At 69.2% G+C, this 19,414-nt stretch carries 15 protein-coding genes; 7 read left to right on the top strand and 8 right to left on the bottom strand.

Annotated features, from left to right (window positions below):
* Position 1 precedes the first annotated feature (1 nt).
* The gene (locus ACFFGH_RS07090; RefSeq protein ID WP_386666340.1) at positions 2-736 is read right to left on the bottom strand and encodes a phosphatase PAP2 family protein; all 735 of its coding nucleotides are present in this window, start codon (positions 734-736) and stop codon (positions 2-4) included.
* Entirely contained in the window at positions 711-1,982 is a 1,272-nt protein-coding gene (ispG, locus tag ACFFGH_RS07085; protein WP_386666337.1) for a flavodoxin-dependent (E)-4-hydroxy-3-methylbut-2-enyl-diphosphate synthase, read from the bottom strand. Before ispG ends, ACFFGH_RS07090 begins: the two co-directional genes overlap by 26 nt.
* 150 nt (positions 1,983-2,132) lie before the next feature.
* Here ispG and xseA point away from each other — a divergent pair, with 150 nt between their 5' ends.
* The gene (xseA, locus tag ACFFGH_RS07080; protein WP_386666335.1) at positions 2,133-3,482 is read left to right on the top strand and encodes an exodeoxyribonuclease VII large subunit; all 1,350 of its coding nucleotides are present in this window, start codon (positions 2,133-2,135) and stop codon (positions 3,480-3,482) included.
* Between the two features lie 20 nt (positions 3,483-3,502).
* Positions 3,503-4,930, top strand: coding sequence for an aldehyde dehydrogenase family protein (locus ACFFGH_RS07075; protein WP_386666332.1), 1,428 nt, complete (start codon positions 3,503-3,505; stop codon positions 4,928-4,930).
* A 43-nt stretch (positions 4,931-4,973) separates the two neighbouring features.
* Here ACFFGH_RS07075 and ACFFGH_RS07070 read toward each other — a convergent pair whose 3' ends face one another.
* The gene (locus ACFFGH_RS07070) at positions 4,974-7,925 is read right to left on the bottom strand and encodes an EAL domain-containing protein (RefSeq protein WP_386666330.1); all 2,952 of its coding nucleotides are present in this window, start codon (positions 7,923-7,925) and stop codon (positions 4,974-4,976) included.
* 143 nt (positions 7,926-8,068) lie between these two features.
* Between ACFFGH_RS07070 and ACFFGH_RS07065 the strand changes: the two genes are divergently transcribed.
* The 5 genes from ACFFGH_RS07065 to ACFFGH_RS07045 all read left to right on the top strand — a co-directional run bounded on the left by ACFFGH_RS07065 (position 8,069) and on the right by ACFFGH_RS07045 (position 15,693).
* Positions 8,069-8,623, top strand: coding sequence for an RNA polymerase sigma factor (locus tag ACFFGH_RS07065; RefSeq protein ID WP_386667424.1), 555 nt, complete (start codon positions 8,069-8,071; stop codon positions 8,621-8,623).
* Positions 8,624-9,237: 614 nt separating this feature from the next.
* Positions 9,238-9,603 carry a hypothetical protein gene (locus ACFFGH_RS07060; RefSeq protein WP_386666327.1) on the top strand — a complete coding sequence of 122 codons (366 nt, stop codon included), beginning with the start codon at positions 9,238-9,240 and terminating at the stop codon, positions 9,601-9,603.
* Positions 9,600-10,190 carry an IMPACT family protein gene (locus tag ACFFGH_RS07055; protein WP_386666323.1) on the top strand — a complete coding sequence of 197 codons (591 nt, stop codon included), beginning with the start codon at positions 9,600-9,602 and terminating at the stop codon, positions 10,188-10,190. Before ACFFGH_RS07060 ends, ACFFGH_RS07055 begins: the two co-directional genes overlap by 4 nt.
* Before the next feature lie 60 nt (positions 10,191-10,250).
* Positions 10,251-12,023: an ABC transporter transmembrane domain-containing protein gene (locus ACFFGH_RS07050; protein WP_386666321.1), complete on the top strand. Its 1,773-nt coding sequence runs from the start codon at positions 10,251-10,253 to the stop codon at positions 12,021-12,023.
* A 385-nt stretch (positions 12,024-12,408) separates the two neighbouring features.
* The gene (locus tag ACFFGH_RS07045; protein WP_386666319.1) at positions 12,409-15,693 is read left to right on the top strand and encodes an EAL domain-containing protein; all 3,285 of its coding nucleotides are present in this window, start codon (positions 12,409-12,411) and stop codon (positions 15,691-15,693) included.
* Between the two features lie 79 nt (positions 15,694-15,772).
* On the opposite strand, the gene ACFFGH_RS07040 is transcribed toward ACFFGH_RS07045, so the two are convergent.
* The 5 genes from ACFFGH_RS07040 to ACFFGH_RS07020 form a co-directional block, all read right to left on the bottom strand.
* Complete coding sequence (locus ACFFGH_RS07040; protein ID WP_386667422.1) at positions 15,773-15,991, bottom strand: cold-shock protein; 219 nt, start codon at positions 15,989-15,991, stop codon at positions 15,773-15,775.
* Between the two features lie 121 nt (positions 15,992-16,112).
* Entirely contained in the window at positions 16,113-16,859 is a 747-nt protein-coding gene (locus tag ACFFGH_RS07035) for an S-methyl-5'-thioinosine phosphorylase (RefSeq protein WP_386666317.1), read from the bottom strand.
* A 165-nt stretch (positions 16,860-17,024) separates the two neighbouring features.
* Positions 17,025-17,579, bottom strand: coding sequence for a hypoxanthine-guanine phosphoribosyltransferase (locus ACFFGH_RS07030; RefSeq protein ID WP_386666315.1), 555 nt, complete (start codon positions 17,577-17,579; stop codon positions 17,025-17,027).
* Positions 17,576-18,571 carry a beta-N-acetylhexosaminidase gene (gene nagZ / locus ACFFGH_RS07025; RefSeq protein ID WP_386666312.1) on the bottom strand — a complete coding sequence of 332 codons (996 nt, stop codon included), beginning with the start codon at positions 18,569-18,571 and terminating at the stop codon, positions 17,576-17,578. Before nagZ ends, ACFFGH_RS07030 begins: the two co-directional genes overlap by 4 nt.
* 325 nt (positions 18,572-18,896) lie before the next feature.
* Positions 18,897-19,409: a CYTH domain-containing protein gene (locus tag ACFFGH_RS07020; protein ID WP_386667420.1), complete on the bottom strand. Its 513-nt coding sequence runs from the start codon at positions 19,407-19,409 to the stop codon at positions 18,897-18,899.
* Positions 19,410-19,414: the final 5 nt, after the last annotated feature.

Genomic DNA, 19,414 nt, shown 5'->3' with positions numbered 1-19,414 from the left:
CTCAGGCGGTTTCGCGCCGCTGCCAGGGCCGGCGGTTCAGGCGGAACACCACGAGGAACACCGCTGCCGTCCACGCGCTCGCGGCGGTCCACCCGGCGAGGATGTCCGACGGGTAATGCACGCCGAGGTACACGCGCGAAAGCCCCACCGCCAGCGTGAACGCGATCATGGCAATCGTGACCGGCCAACGCCACCGGCTGCGCCAAGCCAGCAGGATCAGCACACAGGCCAGCGTGGCAGACCCCATCGCGTGGCCGCTGGGGAAGCTGTAGGTCACCTCGGGCGCGATGGAGTCCCACAGCGTCGGCCGCTCGCGCGCGAACAGCTGCTTGGTCGCGATGTTGAGCAGCCCCGAACCGCCGAGCGAAAACGCCGCGAACGCCGCCTCGCGGAAATACCGGCGCAGCGCCAGCACGACGATCAGCAGGATGTCGAGGGGAATCACGCCGTGGGCGAAGCCCACCCGCGTGACCAGCAGGAAGGCCTGGTCCAGCCACGTGCCGGCGATCGATCGTGCGAAATACAGCAGCGGTTCGTCGAACGCGATCGCTTCCTGCTCGTGGATTTCGTCGGCGAGTTCGCCGAAGCCCCACATCGGCAGCAGCAGTCCGATGAAAACCAGCGCCAGCCGCCAGCCGTGCCGGCGGAGCAGGCCGATGCCGAAGCGGGTGCCGTGCCGAAGCGCGGCGCCTGCCTCGACAACCGGGTCGTCAGGCGGCGTCGGCGTTTGCGCCATAGCGCCGTTGGACGTAGCGGTCGATCAGCTCGACGAATTCCTTCGCGATGTTCTCGCCGCGCAGCGTCACGGTCTTCTCGCCGTCCTCGAACACCGGGGCGGATGGCGCCTCGCCGATGCCGGGCAGCGAGATGCCGATGTTCGCGTGGCGCGACTCGCCGGGGCCGTTGACCACGCAGCCCATCACCGCGAGCGTGAGGTTCTCGGCGCCCGGATGGGTGATCTTCCACTCGGGCATCTTCGCGCGGACGTGCTCCTGCACCTTCTGCGCGAGTTCCTGGAAGAACGTGCTCGTGGTGCGCCCGCAGCCGGGGCACGCGGTCACCATCGGCGTGAACGCGCGCAGGCCCATCGTCTGCAGCAGCTCCTGCGCGACGATCACCTCGTGCGTGCGCGACTGGCCCGGCTCGGGCGTCAGCGAGATGCGGATCGTGTCGCCGATGCCCTCCTGCAGCAGCACGCCGAGCGCCGCGCTCGAGGCGACGATGCCCTTGCTGCCGATGCCGGCCTCGGTCAGCCCCAGGTGCAATGCGTAATCGCCGCGCGAGGCGAGTTCGCGGTAGACCGTCACCAGCTCCTGCACGCCGCTGACCTTGGCGCTGAGCACGATCTGTTCGCGTGGCAGCCCCAGCTCGACCGCGCGTGCGGCCGAGTCCAGCGCCGAGCGGATCAGTGCCTCGCGCAGCACGCGGCCGGCATCCCACGGGTCGGCGCGGTTCGCGTTCTCGTCCATCAGCTGCGCCGCCAGCGCCTGGTCCAGCGAACCCCAGTTCGCACCGATGCGAACCGGCTTGCCGTAGCGGATCGCGAACTCGATCAGCTGCGCGAACTGGATGTCCTTCTTCTTGCCGAAGCCGACATTGCCCGGGTTGATGCGGTACTTCGCCAGCGCTTCGGCGCAGGCGGGCTCCTTCGCCAGCAGCTGGTGACCGTTGTAGTGGAAGTCGCCAATCAGCGGCACCGATGCGTTCATCATCGCGAGCTTGTCGCGGATGCGCGGCACCGCTGCGGCGGCCTCGGGCGTGTTGACCGTGATGCGCACGAGTTCCGAACCGGCGCGCCACAGCTCGGCCACCTGCTTGGCGGTCGAGGCGACATCGGCGGTGTCGGTGTTCGTCATCGACTGCACGACGACAGGCGCATTACCGCCGACGCGCACGCCACCGATCTCGACCGCGCGCGTGTTGCGGCGCGGCTGGGGGCCGAACAGGGGAGCGCTGCAGGGGGGCGTGGCTTCGAAATTCATGCAGCGATTGTAAGCCAGCGCTTTCGGGCCCGGCCGAACGGCGGTCAACCGCGCGGCCGGGCCGTGCGCGTACAGCCGGGCACCCGCGCAATGCCCGGCCTGCACGGCCGCTGCGTTAACGTAGCCGCCCTGTTCGCTTCCGGCGTGCCGATGGACACCAGCTCACCGCAGGACGTGCTGACTCCGAGCCAGCTCAACACGCTGGCGCGCGACGTGCTGGAAGGCTCGTTCCCGCTGATCTGGGTCGAAGGCGAGCTCGGCAATGTCGCCCGTCCGTCGTCCGGGCATCTGTACTTCAACCTCAAGGACGCGCGTGCGCAGGTGCGCTGCGCGATGTTCAAGCCGAAGAGCACCTGGTTGAGGTTCGCACCGCGCGAGGGCCTGCGCGTACTCGCGCGCGGACGGGTGACGCTGTACGAGGCGCGCGGCGAGTACCAGGTCGTGCTCGACCACATGGAAGAGGCCGGCGAAGGCGCGCTGCGCCGCGCGTTCGACGAACTCAAGGCGCGACTGGCCGGCGAAGGCCTGTTCGACCCCGCCCGCAAGCGCCCGCTGCCGGTCTTTGCGCGGCGCATCGCGGTGATCACCTCGCCCACGGGCGCGGCGGTGCGCGACGTGCTCAGCGTGCTTGCGCGACGCTTCCCGCTGGTCGAGGCCGAGGTGCTGCCGGTGCCGGTCCAGGGCATCGGCGCTGCCGCACAGATCACCGCAATGCTGCAGCGCGCGGGCGCGTCGGGCCGCTACGACGTGATCGTGCTGGCGCGTGGCGGCGGCTCGCTCGAGGACCTGTGGTCGTTCAACGATGAGCACCTCGCACGCGCGGTCGCGGCGTCGCCGGTTCCGGTGGTGTCCGCCGTCGGCCACGAAACCGATTTCAGCCTGACCGACTTCGCTGCCGACGTACGCGCACCGACGCCGTCGGTCGCGGCCGAGCTGGTGGTGCCGAGCGCGGACGACCTGACGCGTGGCCTGCGCGCACTCGGCGGCCGCCTGCGCGCGACGCAGCTGCAGCGCCTGCGCCAGGCGATGCAGCGCGCCGATCGCGCGGCGCTGCGGCTCAACGCGTTGCGGCCGCAGGCGCGGGTCGAGCTGCTGTGCCGTCGCCAGGCCGAGGCGTTCCGGCGGCTCGAGGCCGCCTGGCAACGACGCGTCGACCGCGAGCGTGCGCGGCTGCGGCATGCCGATGCGGTGCTGCGTTCGCGCCACCCGCAGCGTCAGCTGACCCGCATGCGCGAGCGGCTTGCTGCGGTCGGGCATCGTCCGCGGGCCGCGCTCGCGCGACGGCTGGCGAACGACGCGTTGAAGCTGCGGGGGCTGGTGCGCTCGCTGGCCGCGGTGAGCCCGATTGCGACGCTCGCGCGCGGCTACGCGATCGTGCGCGACGAAGACGGCCGCGTGGTGCGGCGCGCTGAGGACGCCGAGCCCGGCGGTTTGCTGGACGTCCGGCTGTCCGAAGGCAGCCTGCAGGTGCGCGTTACCGACCGCCGAACGGCGGACTGATCCACTGCGGAGACCGGGCGATGCCGACCAGCCATCCCTACTACCTCGCGTCCCGGCCGAAGGCGCCGAACGACGACCTAGAAGTGACCGACAAGTACAGCGGCGAATGCATCGCGCGGGTGGCGCTGGCCGATGCGGCGGCCGTCGATGAGGCGATCGCCGCCGCCTCCGCAGCGCGTGCCGCGATGCGTGCATTCCCGCCCGACGCGCGACGCGACGTGCTCGAGCACTGCGTGCTGCGTTTCCGAGAGCGGGCAGAGGAACTTGCGCAGCTGCTGTGCGCGGAAGCCGGCAAGCCCATCGGCGATGCACGCGGCGAAGTGAGCCGCCTCATCGACACGTTCCGCGAGGCTGCCGCCGAATCCACCCGCATCGGCGGCGAGGTGCACGAGCTGCAGATCTCGCCGAGGACGCGTGGCTACCGCGGCATGAGCCAGCGCGTGCCGGTCGGCGTCTGCAGCTTCATCACGCCGTTCAACTTTCCGCTGAATCTGGTCGCGCACAAGGTCGCGCCGGCGATCGCAGCGGGCTGCCCATTCGTGCTCAAGCCGTCCGAGAAAACGCCACTTGGTGCACTGCTGATTGGGGGCGTGCTGGCTGAAACCGACCTGCCCCTCGGGGCGTTCTCGGTGCTGCCGTGCCGCGTCGAGGACGCAACGGCGCTGGTCGAGGACGACCGCATCGCGCTGCTGAGCTTTACCGGAGGACTGGTGGGCTGGGACCTCAAGGCACGCGCAGGCCGCAAGAAAGTCGTGCTCGAACTCGGGGGCAATGCGGCCTGCATCGTCGACGCCGACCCGGGCGCTGCGCTCGACCACGTCGTCGAGCGACTGGTGCTCGGCGCCTACTATCAGAGCGGACAGAGCTGCATCAGCGTGCAGCGCATCCTCGTGCATCGCAGCCTCATCGACGCTTTGCGGCCGCGGCTGGTCGAGGCGGTATCGAAGTTGCGTACCGGCGACCCGCGCGACGAGCACACGTTCATCGGTCCGATGATCGACGAGGATGCCGCGCGGCGCGTCGAGGACTGGATCGACGAAGCCTGCCGCGCGGGCGCAACCCGGCTCGCGGGCGGCGCCCGCAAGGGCCGGATGCTGCCGGCGACGCTGCTCGAGAACGTGCCACGCGATGCGCGGCTGCAGCGGCAGGAAGCGTTCGGGCCGGTCGCGCTGATCGAGCCGTTCGATGAGTTCGACGACGCGCTTTCGATCGTTAACGACAGCGACTTCGGCCTGCAGGCGGGCGTATTCACCGCCAGTCTCGACCATGCGATGCGCGCCTGGGACCGGCTCGAGGTCGGCGGCGTAATCATCGGCGATGTGCCGAGTTTCCGCGTCGACACGATGCCCTATGGGGGCGTCAAAGGCTCCGGCCTTGGCCGCGAAGGCGTGCGCTACGCGATCGAGGACATGACCGAGCCGCGCCTGCTGGTGATCCGCGGCTCGTAGTGCACGAACTGCGGCAGCGGCCGTGCGGCGCCGACTTCCGCCGCTATGGCACCGGCTCGAGCGCCGCCTGTTCGGGATCGGGCAGTTCGATCGAGTGGCCGAACAGGAAGCCCTGGCCGTGGCTGCAACCCAGCTCGGCCAGGATGCGCCGCTGGGCTTCGGTCTCGATGCCCTCGCCGACCGTGTGGATGCCGAGCGCGTTCGCAAGCGCCTGGATCGCGCGCACCACTGCAATGCTTTCCGCGCGCGATTCACCCACCAGGCCGGCGACGAAGCTGCGGTCGATCTTCAGGCACTCGATCGGGAACCGGTGCAGGTATGACAGCGCCGAGTAGCCGGTGCCGAAATCATCTAGCTGCGCCAGCACGCCCTTGTCGCGCAGCTCCTGCAACATGCGCAGCGCGCGCGGCGCATCATCCAGCAGCGCGACTTCAGTGATCTCGATGCGCAGCCGATGCGGGTCAGCGCCGGCATACGCAAGCAGATCCAGCATCCGGTCGGCGAAGTCGTCACTGCGGAAGTGCCGTGGCGAAACGTTGACCGAGATATAGCCGTCGCTCGTCGCGGCAAGCCGGTGCGCGACCTGCTCGTAGACCAGCCAGTCGACCTCTTCGATCAGCCCGCTGTCCTCGCCCAGACCGATGAACTCGCCGGGCATCAGCAGCCCGCGGCGCTCGTGGCGCCAGCGCAGCAGCGCCTCGTGGCCGATCACCTTGCCGTCGGCAAGGCGCACGATCGGCTGATAGAACGCGATAAACCCGCTGCCGATGATGGCGCGCCGCAGGTCGGCCTCGAGATCCAAGATGCGCATCGCATCCTCACGCATCGCCTCGTCGAACACCGCCCAGTCATTGCGGCCTGATCCCTTCGCGCGGTACATCGCCGCGTCCGCATCGCGCAGCATCTCGGCGCCGTCCTTGTAGCGCGGGTGCCACCGTGCGATGCCGATGCTGGCCGACGGATACAGTTCCCGCCCGGCGATCCAGCAGGGCGCGCCGAGCACGGTGAGCATGCGACCGGCGAGTTCCTCGGCCAGCTCGGGGTTGTCGAGGTCTTCGATGACGATCGCGAATTCGTCGCCACCCAGGCGCGCGACGGTGTCGTTCGCGCGCACGGTCTCGACGATTCGACGGCTGACTTCGACCAGCAGCTTGTCGCCCGCCGCGTGCCCGGCGCTATCGTTGATCAGCTTGAAGCGGTCCAGATCGAGGAACAGCACCGCAAAGCCGGCGCCCTGCTCGCTCCTCGCGCGTTCGATCGCACGCGCCAGGCGTTTGAGCAGCTGGGTGCGGTTCGGCAGCTGCGTCAGCGGATCATGCAGCGCCTGGTGGGTCAGCTGCTTCTCGGCTCTCACGCGCTCGCCGATCTGCGCGATCAGCTGCGCATTGGTCTGCGCGAGTTCATGCGTGCGCGCGGCGACGCGCTGTTCGAGTTCGGCGTGTGCGGCGATCAGCCGATCCTGCGCCTGCTTGCGCGCAAGTCCTATGCCGATGTGATGGGCCACGAACGTCAGCAGTTCCTGGTCGCGCGACGTGAACAGGATCTCGGGCGAATAGCTCTGCACCGCAATGCAGCCGACCACCGCGTCCTCACGGCGCAGCGGCACACCGAGCCAGCAGTGCGAGAGCGCACCGACGCTGCGAACCGCGCCCTCGGCTTCGAGCTCGCGTATGTGGGAGCGCTCCGCCAGCAGTGGCTCGCCGCGGTCGATCACGTACTCGGTCAGGCCGTTCACGCGCTGGCGGGGCACGCGCTCGATGTCGCGTTCGTCGACCGAATACGGGAATTCGAGCTTCGTACCGTCGGGCGTGAGCAGCGCGATATAGAAATTGCGCGCGTACAGCAGCTCGTCGACGATGTCGTGCACGTGCGCGTAGAAGCGCTCGAGCGTCTCGGATGTGATCGACAGCTCGGCGATGCGGAACAGCGCGCGCTGCAGGCGCTCGGCACGCTGCCGCTCGATGATCTCGCCCTGCAGGTCGCGATTGCTCTGCCACAGCGCTTCGGTGCGCCGCTGCACGCGGCGTTCGAGTTCTTCGCGCGCCTGGTGGCGGTCGAGTGCGGTCTGGATGTGCTGGGCGACGAACGCGAGCAACGCGCGATCCTCGTCCGAATAGCACTCGGCGCGGTCGTAGCTCTGCACCACGACAGCGCCAACCACACGCTCCTCGCGCAGCATCGGCACGCCGAGCCAGTCGAGGCTTTCTGGCCCTGCGGCCGCGCTGACCTGCATGCGGGTGTCGGCGTCGTCGATCGCCAGGCCGATCTGTTCGCGGATCGCCTCGGTCGGGCCGCGCAACGGTGCGCCGTGGCGCAGCAGCGCGAGCGTCAGGCTGTGTGGCAGGTCGTCGGCGCCGATTTCCTCGTCGGGATCGGCGACATACGGGTCGCGCTGGTCGGCGAAGTACAGAAAGCGCATGCGCTCGCGCACATCGTCGTACGAGACGATGTAGAAGTTCTCGGCGAACATCAGCCCGCCCACCACGCCATGGAGGCGCCGCAGCACGTCGCCGAGCTCCAGGTCAGAGCCTGCCAGGTCCGCGATTTCATACAGCGCCTGCTGCAGGCGCTCGGACTTGCGCAGCAGCGCGACATGCGCCTGTGCGCGCGCCGCGGTCAGGCTTGCCCAGACGACGCGTCGCGCAAGGCCGGACCAGGCATCGAATGCAGCCGGGATCAGCGGCTCGGGCATCGAGGCGACGATCACCGAATGCGTGCCGTCTTCTTCATGCCAGGCGTCGATGAGCAGATGGGACGCCCTCGGCACGGGCTCGTCCGAATGCAGGATCTGCGCGGCGAGCGTGGACAGTGGCGCGGCGCCGTCGCTGAGCGAGCAGCCCACTTCGCCCGCAGGGTCGCGCCAGTACACGGCGACCTCGGCCGTACGCGGCAGCGTATGCCGCAGTCCGGCGGCAAGCGACACCAGCGCACAGGCCGCGTTGTCCCGGTCCGGCCAGGCATGGAAGACAGCCTTCTGCACCTGCTTCTCCTGCATGCCGCCCCCTGCGGCCGGCCGAGCATAGCGTGCTGGTACGGGCCGCGCGTCAACGGCCGCGTGCGTTCGGGCGGCGGGGATGTGGTCGCGCTGCACGCTCCGCGCGCTTTGCCGCAACCGCACAAGCCCGTACGCTGCGCGCGATGAATTCCGGTGCCGACCCGAGCGACGACGTGTTGATGCTGGCCTGGACCGGCGGCGACGTATCGGCGTTCGAGCGGCTGTACGCGCGTCATCGCGCGCCCCTGTACCGGTTCCTGCTGCGGCAGCTGCGCGAGCCGGCGCTGGCCGACGAGTTGTTCCAGGACGTCTGGCAGCGTGTCATCGCCGCGCGCGCCGGCTGGCGCCCGGACGCGGCGTTTCGCACGTGGCTGTTCCGTATCGCGCACAACCGGCTCGGCGATCACTGGCGTGCCTTGAAGCATCGCCCGGCAAACCCGCAGGACGGCGAAGACCGCGCCGCGCGTGTCCCCGACCCCGTCACACCCGAACATGCGTTGTCCGAGTTCGAACAGCGGCGCCGGCTGCAGCGCGCGATCGAAGCGCTGCCGGAAGAACAACGCACCGTCGTGCTGCTGCGGCTGGAGCAGGAACTGAGCCTGGAGGACATCGGTGAAATCACCGGTGCCGGCCGGGAAACGGTCAAGTCGCGGCTGCGGTACGCGATGGACAAGCTGCGCGCAGGACTCAACGAATGAACGCTCCCCGCCACGACCCGCTTTCGCCCGAGGAACAGGCGCTCGCGTCTCGCCTGCGCGGCCTGGGCGGGCCCGAAGGCCCCTCGGCCGCGCTCGACGCACGCATTCTTTCCGCTGCGCGGCAGTCGGCCGCCACGGCCGCACCGCCAGCGCGGCGACGTCGGTCTAGGTGGACTGCGATTCCGGGCGGTCTCGTCACCGCGGTCGGCACTGCAGCGGCATTCGTGCTCGCGGTCGGCGTGGTGTGGCAGACGCAGCCTGCCGGGCTGCCGGTGCCTGCAGGGGACACGTCGGCCGCAGATGGCGAATTTGTGCCGATCGAAGTCATTGATGGGCGCGGGCGTACCGCCGCGGCGGAATCCCGAACCGCGGATGCCCCGGATGCGCCAGCCGCCATGAGGCAGGCCGCCGCGAGCACGCGACGCGGTTCGCCTGCCGCTGCGCCGGCGCCGGCGCCGGCGTCGGCAGCCGCTGACACTGCAACGCCCGCGACACCTGCTGCGACAGCGGCGGCGATCTCGATGCCGGAAGTGGCGGCTCCAGCCGCCCCGGGCTCGCCTGCGCAGCCGGCAGCAGCGTCTGCACAGTCGGAGTCTTCTGCCGCGTCTGCAGCGATGTCCGCAGAATCGGTCGCACCGGCCGATGCCGCATCGCCGCGCGTGCCGGAACGATCTGCGCCCGCGGCCCGCCGCCCGACCTACACGACGAGCGCCCGTGCTCGTGCCGAAGCCCGCACGTCGTCAGCCGACCGGGCCCGACCGTCCGCGGGCGCGGAGCCTGCAAGCGCAACGCAAACGAATGCCGGGCCACCCGCGTCCGTATCCGAAGATGCCCTGCTCGCGCCGGACCTGTGGTTCGAACGCATCCGCGAGCGCCGCGCCCGGGGCGAAACCGACGCCGCAATCGAGAGCCTGCGCCGTTTCCGCGTGCGCCACCCGGACGTTCCAGTGCCTGCCGACCTGCGCGACCTGGCGGAATGACACTGGATACGCTCGCCAGCCGCGCGTCGCACACGCTAGAGGTGAAGCACAGCCGCTTCACCGCGTTCGCGGTGGCAATCGACACGGCCGACGCGGCGATCGCTTTTCTGGACGAAGTGGCCGACCCCACCGCGACGCACAACTGCTGGGCATATCGGATCGGCGATCAGTACCGCTCCAGCGACGACGGCGAGGTCTCCGGCACGGCCGGTCGACCGATCCTCACAGCGATCGACGGCCAGGGCTTTGATCGCGTCATGGTGGTCGTGACGCGCTGGTACGGCGGCACCAAGCTGGGCGCCGGCGGGCTGGTGCGCGCGTACGGCGGCTGCGCGGCCGAATGCCTGCGCACGGCACCGCGTGTGCCGCTGGTTGCGATGACGCAGTGCCGGCTCGCAGTCGCGTTCAACGACATCGGCGTCGTGCACAGCACGCTTGCGGCGTTCGGCGCCAACAAGCTCGACGAGCAGTTCGAGGAGGACGGCGCGCGCATGGTGGTGGAGCTACCGGCCGACCGGCTGCCTGCGCTGCGGGCACAGCTGCGCGACGCCACACGCGACCGCCTGCGCTTTCTGGACAACGCCTGACGCGCGGTACGGCCTCGCGCCGGCCGCCAGCTCGCCGTGCCGATCGGGGACAATAGCCGGATGAGCGAATCTCCCGATCCGCGGCCGGCCGCGAAGGCGCCGGTCGGCAGCCTGCGCACGTTGTGGCCATTCGTACGCCAGCACCTGGGCCTGTTCATCGGCTGGCTGGTCGCGCTGGCGGCGTCCAGCACCGCAACGCTGAGCCTGCCGATCGCGTTCCGCACGATGATCGACCAGGGCTTCGCGGCCGGTGGCGGCGATGCGGTCGACCGCGCGTTCATGCTGCTGTTTCTGGTGGCCGTTGTGCTCGCGCTCGCGACCGCCGCCCGGTTCTTCTTCGTCTCGCTGCTGGGCGAACGCGTCGTGGCCGATCTGCGCGAACGCCTGTATTCCCACCTGCTCGCGCTCGACATCGGCTTCCACGACCGCAACCGCAGCGGCGAGCTCGTCTCGCGCCTGACCGCTGACGCCGAGCTGCTGCGCAGCGTGGTCGGGTCGGGCATGTCGGTCGCGCTACGCAGCGGCGTCACGTTCATCGGCAGCATCGTGATGCTGTTCGTCACCAGCCCCCAGCTGGCCGCGTACGCGGTGATCGGCATCCCGCTGGCCGTGCTGCCGATCGTGCTCGGCGGTCGCCGTCTGCAGAAAATGTCGCGCACCAGCCAGGACCGCATCGCCGAAGCCAACGCGCTTGCGAACGAGACGCTCGGCGCGGTCCGCACGGTGCAGGCCCATGCGCGGGAGCCGTACGAACGCCAGCGATTCGGCCAGGCGGTGCTTACGGCCGTGCGTGCTTCGGCGCAGCGCATCCGGGCACAGGCGGTGGTCACCGCGGTCGCCATCGTGCTGATCTTCGGCGCGATCACGCTGGTGCTGTGGTCGGGCGCGCACGACGTCGTCGCCGGCCGCATGAGCGCAGGCACGCTCGGCCAGTTCGTGCTGTACGCGTTGATCGGCGGTGGCTCGGTCGGCGCGCTGGCCGAGGTCTGGAACGAGCTGCAGCGTGCGGCCGGCGGCATGAGCCGCATCAGCGAACTGCTGGAAGAGACCCCGGGTGTACGCGCCCCGGCCGAACCCGGCAGGTTGCCGGTTCCGCTGCGCGGCGAGATCGCGTTCGACGAGGTGACGTTCCATTACCCGATGCGGCCGGACCTGCCCGCGCTCGACGGATTCAACCTGCGCGTACGGCCCGGCGAGACCGTCGCGCTCGTTGGCCCGTCGGGCGCGGGCAAGAGCACGGTGCTTTCGCTGTTGCTGCGCTTCCACGATCCGCAGTCCGGCGCCGTGCGCCTGGACGGGCTGGACATCCGCACGCTCGACCCCGCAGCCCTGCGCGAGGCGATCGCGCTGGTGCCGCAGCACCCGACGATCTTTGCCGCGAGCGCGGCCGACAACATCCGCTACGGCCGGCTGGAAGCCGACGACGTGGCCGTAGCCGAGGCCGCGCGGGCAGCGCATGCCAGCGAATTCATCGATGCCCTGCCCGAACGCATGGCGACCGAACTGGGCGAACGCGGTGCGCGCCTGTCCGGTGGCCAGCAGCAGCGCATCGCGATCGCACGCGCGCTGCTGAAGGATTCGCCGGTGCTGCTGCTGGACGAGGCGACCAGCGCGCTCGACGCACACAGCGAACGAGCGGTGCAACTCGCGCTCGAAATGCTGATGCGCGGCCGTACGACGCTCGTGATCGCGCATCGGCTGGCCACGGTGCTGAAGGCCGACCGGATCGTCGTCATGGACGCAGGCCGCATCGTCGCCGAAGGCACGCACGAGCAGTTGATCGCCGAAGGCGGCCTGTACGCCGATCTGGCACGGCTGCAGTTCCTCGACTGAGCCGCTGGGGCTTGGCGGACAGGCCCTGGCGAACCGTCCATCGCCGGGGTCGACCCGTCGCGTCCTCTGACCGGCGTATTACGCCTCGTCGCCACGGCGAGGCTGGCGGGTGGGGCCGCGAGACCACTGCCCTCTTCGCGCCTGGCTGCTCGACCGCACCGAGCCGCCTGCCGCCTGCCGCCTGCGCCGCACCGCGCTTTCCTGAACCAGACGGCCAATGTGTGTGATCGGGCTCAAGGATGAACTTCACGACCCGTTAACGACTCCAGATCACTAAGCGGGACGGCTCGGAAACGGGCCCGAGGCGGGGCCGCCCTACGGTCCCGCGCTGGCGTGCTAACGGCACCACGGGCCCCGCGAAGTGCGGCAAAAGGACTGGATGGGCATGATTTCAGCCGAAATGAGGACGCTGCCGGCATCCCTCCGGGGATGGTGGTCACTCAGGCGTCCGCTTCACCGGACGCAGCTGCTCGCGCTCGGCTGGAGCCTGGCCGCGCTGCTGCCGCTGGTCGGGCTGGGCCTGATCGCGGCCGAATACCTGCACTATCAGGAAAACGCGCACAGCCGCACGAGACTGGTCACCGACGCGATCGAGCGCCAGTTGCGCGACCGCCTGTTCCTCGTCAGCCGTCAGCTGTACCGCGCCTCGCGGCCCGAAGATCTCGCAGTGCCGTGGGTGCTGCCGATGACTGAGATCAGCCGCCGCCGCGTTTCCGACTCCGAACGCGACATCCCCGATCGGCTTCTACTGGGCGAACCGGTCCGCGCCGGCGATCGCTGGGAGATCCCGGTCTCGCAGCGCTTTGGCGACGTCATGATCACCGCGCGCATCGATGCCGAGGTCTTCCTCGACGTCGTCGGCGGCTACCCGCTCGGTCCGAGCGACTTTGTGAGCCTGATCCACGAGCGCGGCGCGATCATCGCGCGCTCGGTCGACAACGATCAGGTCGTCGGCCAGCGCATCGTCGATTCAGGCATGTTTTCCGACGCCCACCGCGGCCGCCGCGAGGGTCGCTACACCGGCAAGAGCGTCGTCGATGGGATCGAGCGCGAGTTCAGTTACCGCCGCCTGGAGAAGCTTCCGCTCGCGGTGATGGTCGGCGTCGAGAATCGCAGCCTCGTGCAGATCTGGGCGCGGCCGGCACTCGCGATCCTGCTGGTGACCCTGCTGCTCGCCTCCGCGTGGGGCTGGCTGGTGCGCCGGTTCGACCAGGCGCAGTCGCGGCAGGCCCGGCTCATCGTCGACCTGCAATCGGCGATGCAGGCAACCCGCGCGACCGACGAGCGCCTGCGGCAGGCCCACACGCTGGCCCTGCTCGGCGAATACGAATGGGATCCGGCTACGGACACCGTGGCGATCTTCGGCGAGACGGCGCGCATCTTCGGCTTCGACCCGTCGGCCACCCACGTCAGCGGTGCCGCGTTCCGCGCTGCGGTCGACCTGGGCGACCAGGCCGGGATGCGGCGGCTGCTCGAGGTGCCCGCGGGCCCGGGCTCGACGGCGGAGCAGCAGTTGCTGATCGTGCGGCCGGACGGGACGCTACGCCACGTCCTGGCGCGCAGCACGCGCACGCGAACCAGTGACGGCCGCGACGTCGTGCACGGCATCCAGCAGGACATCACCGAACTGGCCGATGCGCGCGAGCGCGCGGTTCGCGCCGAAGCGCAGTACCGGTTCCTGTTCGAACACAACCCGTTGCCGATGTGGCTGTTCGACCGCGACACGCTGAAGTTCGTCGCGGTGAACGACGCGATGGTCGCGCACTACGGCTACTCGGGCTCCGAGCTGGTCGGCCGCAGCATGCTGTCGATCCGCCCCGAGGCTGACGCCGATGCGTTCCGCGAGGCCGCGCGACTGCCAGTCAGCGCCCAGTCGCAGGGCCGCGTCTGGACGCACCTGCACAAGGACGGGCGCGTCATGCGGATGGCGGTGTTCATCCATGACGTCGACTTCAACGGCTCGACCGCGCGTCTGGTCGCAGCCCAGGACGTGACCGAACGCGAGCAGGCCGAGCAACGCTTCCGACTGGTCGCGCGCGCCACCAGCGACGCGGTCTACGACTATGACCTGACCACCGGCCGCATCTGGTGGAGCGAGAGCTACTACACGGGCTTCGGCTACCCGCCCGCCCCGTTCGAGACCGCGGACCTGTGGAGCGAGCGCGTCGCAGCTGATGACCGCGAACGAGTCATCGCAAGCCTCAGCAACGCAATCGAGGGCACTGAGTCGGAATGGCAGGAGCAGTACCGGTTCCGGCGTGGCAACGGCAGCCTGGCTACGGTGCTCGACCGCGGCTTCGTGCTGCGAGACGCGACGGGCCAGCCGTTACGCATCGTCGGCGGCATGCTCGACATCAGCGAGCGCCAGCACTACGAGGACCAGCTCGCGTACCGCGCCACGCACGACGAGCTCACCGGGCTGCCGAACCGCCAGCTGCTGCAGGACCGCCTGCAGCAGGGCATCCTCAACGCGCAGCGCTACGGGCGCGGCGTCGCACTGATCTTCATCGACCTGGACGACTTCAAGCTCGTCAACGACAGCCTGGGGCACGGTGCCGGCGACGTGGTGCTCAAGGACGTCGCGGCGCGCCTGAGTGGCGTGGCCCGCGAGACCGACACGGTCGCCCGCTTCGGCGGTGACGAGTTCGTGCTGGTGCTGACCGAGCAGGACGGCGTACAGGGCATCAGCGCCGTTCTGGCACGCATCACCGAAGCGCTGGCCGCACCGTTCGTCGTCAGTGGCAGCCGTCACTCGCTGACCGCAAGCATCGGCTGGTGTCGCTACCCCGACGCAGGTCAGGACGCCGAATCGCTGCTCAAACATGGCGACTTGGCGATGTACCAGGCCAAGCGCCAGGGCCGCAACCGCGCCGTCGCGTTCCACAGCGAATTCGCGGACGGCATGTCGCGTCGTCTGCAGCTGGTGTCCGAACTGCGGCTGGCGCTGGAGCAGGACCAGTTCGTCCCGGTGTTCCAGCCCTTGTTCGACCGCGAGGGCCGCGCCGTGGCGCTGGAAACGCTCGCACGCTGGGAGCACCCCGTGCGCGGCCTGCTGCTGCCGGGCGAGTTCATCCCCGTCTGCGAGGAAAGCGGCCTGATCGCCGACCTGGGCCGGCGCATCCTGCATCAGGCGGCACGCCATTACCGGCGGCTTGCCGAGCACGGACTCGGGCACCTTCGAATCGCGGTCAACGTTTCGCCTGCGCAGTTCAACGACGAACTGGTGCGCGACGTGGCCCAGGTACTGCGCGAACACCAGATCCCGTCCGACGTGCTCGAACTGGAAATCACGGAAGGCCTGCTGATGGCCGACCCCGAGCGCGCGATCGAGCTGATGAACCAGATCGCCGCGATGGGTGTGAGCTTCTCGGTCGACGACTTCGGCACCGGCTACTCCAGCCTCGCGTATCTCAAACGCTTCCCGATCGACCGGCTCAAGATCGACCGCTCGTTCGTGCGCGACCTGGGCACCGATGACGACGACGCGGCGATCTGCAACTCGATCATCGGCCTCGCCCATGCTCTCGGCATCCGCACGGTGGCCGAAGGCGTCGAGACGACGATGCAGCTGGACTGGCTGCGCGCTCGGCAGATCGACGAGGTGCAGGGCTACCTGCTCGGACGGCCGCAGTCGTTCGATGTGCTGGTCGCGACGCTGCAGGCACGCTGAGTGTCCTGGGTCGGGGTCGACTTCGCAGGCAAAAAAAGACCCCGCCGGAGCGGGGTCTGGAATCTCGTAGGTGTAGCGATCAGGCCGTGGCGGGGGCCATCGGAGTGACGCCCGAAGCCTGCGCACCCTTCGGGCCTTGGGTCAGCTCGTAGCTGACGCGCTGGCCTTCCTGGAGGCTACGGAAGCCCTTGGCGTTGATCGCGGAGAAATGAACGAATACATCCGCACTGCCGTCCTCTGGCGAGATGAAACCGAAGCCTTTGGCGTCGTTGAACCACTTCACGGTGCCGTACTGCATATCCATGACCTCATGCTGGGTGCGATGTGCGCTGGCGCGTGATGCGGCTCAGTCGCGACCCGAGTATGCAAACTGAACGCCGAGAAAACAATTGCTGCAAAGTGCCTGTGACGTTTCAATCTCACAACATTTTTCGTAGTAGCGCGGGTAGGCCCGCCGACGCGGCGGCCACGTTGTCCAGCACGTCCTGAAGCGTGATCACCTCGTCCGGGTCGGGCCCGGCGCCGGCCGCCCAGTTCGCCACGATTGCCAGGCACGCGTAGTCCAGTCCCATCTCGCGTGCGAGCGCGGCCTCGGGCATTCCGGTCATGCCGACCAGGTCGCAGCCGTCGCGGCGCATGCGCGCGATCTCGGCGCGTGTCTCCAGACGCGGCCCCTGCGTGGCGCCGTAGCAGCCGCCATCGACCAGTTCCACGCCCGCGTCGCGCGCGGCGGCCAGCGTGGCCTGGCGCAGCGAACGCGTGTACGGCTCGCCGAAATCGACGTGGATGACTTCGGTGCCGGCTTCTTCGCAGATCGTGGAAACGCGGCCCCAGGTGTAGTCGATCAGCTGGTCGGGACATGCGAGAACGCGCGGACCGAAGCGCTGGGTGATGCCGCCGACGGTGTTCAGAGCGAGCACTCGGTTTGCGCCAAGCCCTTGCAACGCGGCGAGGTTCGCGCGGTAGTTGATGCGGTGCGGCGGCAGCGAATGGCCCTCGCCGTGCCGGGCGAGGAAGGCAACGCGCTTGCCCTCGAGCAGACCCACGCGCACCGGCCCGGACGGCATGCCGTAGCGCGTTTCCGGCTGCAGCGTCTGCACATCCTCGAGCTCGGCCAGCCGGTACAGGCCGGTACCGCCGATGACGGCGAGTTCAATCGTTTGCATGTCTCGACTCCGGTTGGCCCCTGCCGCACTCACCGCATGCGCCGGCCCGGCGCAGCACGTCCGTCACGGCAGCCCACGATCACGGGAATTTCTCTGCTGCCGGCTTCCACGCCCCGGTCGCCCAAAGCGATCGCCCGCAAACCGCGGGCGCAACGGCGCGTGCGCTCAGCGCAGCGCGTAGATCGCCGGCAGGTTCCGGCCCTGCTCGTGATAATCCATGCCGTAACCGAATACGTAGCGGTCCGGCACCTCGACGCCCGCGAAATCCGCGCAGATGCCTTCGACGCAGCGGTCGTGCGACTTCACCGCCAGCGCAGCGATGCGGACTTCGCTCGCACCCTGCTCGCGACACCAGTCGCGCACGGCGAGCAGCGTCTGGCCTTCGTCGACGATGTCATCGACCAGCAGCACGCGACGGCCCTGCAGCGACGTTGCCGGGCGATGCTTCCACACCAGCTCGCCGCCTGCGGTTTCACCGCGGTAGCGCGTCGCGTGCAGGTAATCGAACTCGCAGTCGAGGCCGCATTCGCCCAGCTCGATCGCGAGCCGCCCCGCGAACGGCAGGCCGCCGTGCATCACCGTGAGGAACACCGGCACCGGGCCGTCGGCATAGGCATCGCGGATAGACACGGCCATCTTCGCGATCGCGCGCTCCAGCGTTTCGCGGTCGTGGATGACGTCGGCATTCGCAAGCGCCGCCTGCAGGTCGGCGGCCATCACGCCAGCCCCTCCAGCCGGCCGCGGCTTTCGCCGTAGCGCGGGTCGGCGAGCAGGCCGTCCCAGCCCATGACGCCGCGGCCGAGCAACCCGGTCAGCGCCATCGTGTTGAGCGAGCGGCCTTCGACGGCCTTCAGCGACTCGTCGACCAGGTCCGGATGACAGACCAGCACCACGTCGCAGCCGGCATCCAGATGTGCATCGATGCGCGACTTCACGCCGCCAGCCGAGAACGCGGCCGCCATGCCGATGTCGTCGGAGAACACGACGCCGCGGAAGCCCATCTCGGCGCGCAGGATCTCCTCGATCCAGCGGCGTGAATAACCCGCGGGCTCGGGCGCGACCTTCGGATAGACCACGTGCGCCATCATCACCGCATCGGCCTTCGCATCGATGCCGGCCTCGAACGGGATCAGGTCGAGCGCGCGCATTTCCTCCAGCGGTCGATCGTCGACGGCGTCGTCGAAATGCGTGTCCTCGAGCACCGAGCCGTGGCCCGGGAAATGCTTGAGCGTCGCGGCCATGCCTGCGGCGTGCATGCCTTCGATGTACGCGCGGGTAAACGCTGCGACGATGTGCGGGTCGGCGGAGAACGCGCGGTTGCCGATCGCGAGGTTGCCGCGCCCGAGATCGACGACCGGCGCGAAGCTCAGGTCGACGCCGGTCGCGCGGATCTCGCTCGCCATAAGCCACGCATGCTCCTGCGCGAGCTTCAGGGCGGCCGCCTTGTCCTGCGCGAACAGCGCGTCGAAATTCTCGAGCGGCGGCAACGCGCTGTAGCCCTCGCGGAAGCGCTGCACGCGGCCGCCTTCCTGGTCGACGCAGATCAGCTGCGGTCGCCGCGCGGCTTCGCGGATCGCCTGCGACAGCTCGGTGACCTGCGCCTTCGAGGCGAAATTGCGCGAGAAGAGGATCACGCCGGCGCAGGCGTCGTGCTGCAGCCAGTCGCGCTCCTGCGCGTTGAGTTCGGTACCGGCGACGCCGATCACGAGCATACGGAACTCCTACGGTGCGATTCGGATGCGGCCGGCATTGTCACCCAGATCGCGTGAGCGGGCATGCAGACCGGATGCTTGCGGCTGACACCGCGGGCGCCCGGCAAGAGCAGGCGGCCTGCCCGGCATTGAACCGGTTCGGCGGAATGCGCTGTTGCCGACCTCGAGCCGCGTGTGCCCATCGTTGTCGCGCAGTCTCGATTGCGAAGGCTTGGCGAACCGCGCTTGCGCTTGGCACACGGCCCCACTTTCAAAGCTGCGGCTGCCGAGCTACAGGCTGGCTGAAAAGCCGGCGCAGCCAACCCGCAGACGTGTCGAGCCGCCGTCAACCCGGCCCTGCGCGCTCGTCCTCGCTCCACTGCGCGTAAGGACGAGTGGCCAGCGCGAGGTTGTAGTAACGCGGCAGGTCAGTGACCTCTGCGCCGGCCCAGGCCGGTTTTTCGAAGCTTGCGTCGGCGGCCTCGAGCTCGAGTTCGGCAACCACGAGGCCGGCGTTCTCACCGAGAAATTCGTCGACTTCCCAGGTTCGCCCGTCGTGCTCGACATAGTGCCGGCGCTTGTCGACCAACCCGCCGACGCACAGTGCCAGCAGTGCGCGCGCATCGTCGACCGGAATCGGATAGTCAAACTCCTGACGGGTATGGCCGAGTTCGCGCGATTTGAGGTTGAGCCAGGCTTCGTCGCCTGCGATGCGCACGCGCACCGATGCCTTCATCGCGCCGCTGTCCATGGCCGCCAGGTCGTTGAGATACCCCTGCGCCATCGGCACGACCTTGCGCGCCGCGTCGCGCCAACCGTCACCCGTGACGAGGTACTTGCGTTCGATTTCGATGGGCATTGTTC

This window comes from Lysobacter korlensis (assembly GCF_042434515.1).
The sequence above is the reverse complement of the archived record's forward strand: the minus strand, read 5'-3'. Positions and strand labels throughout refer to the sequence as shown.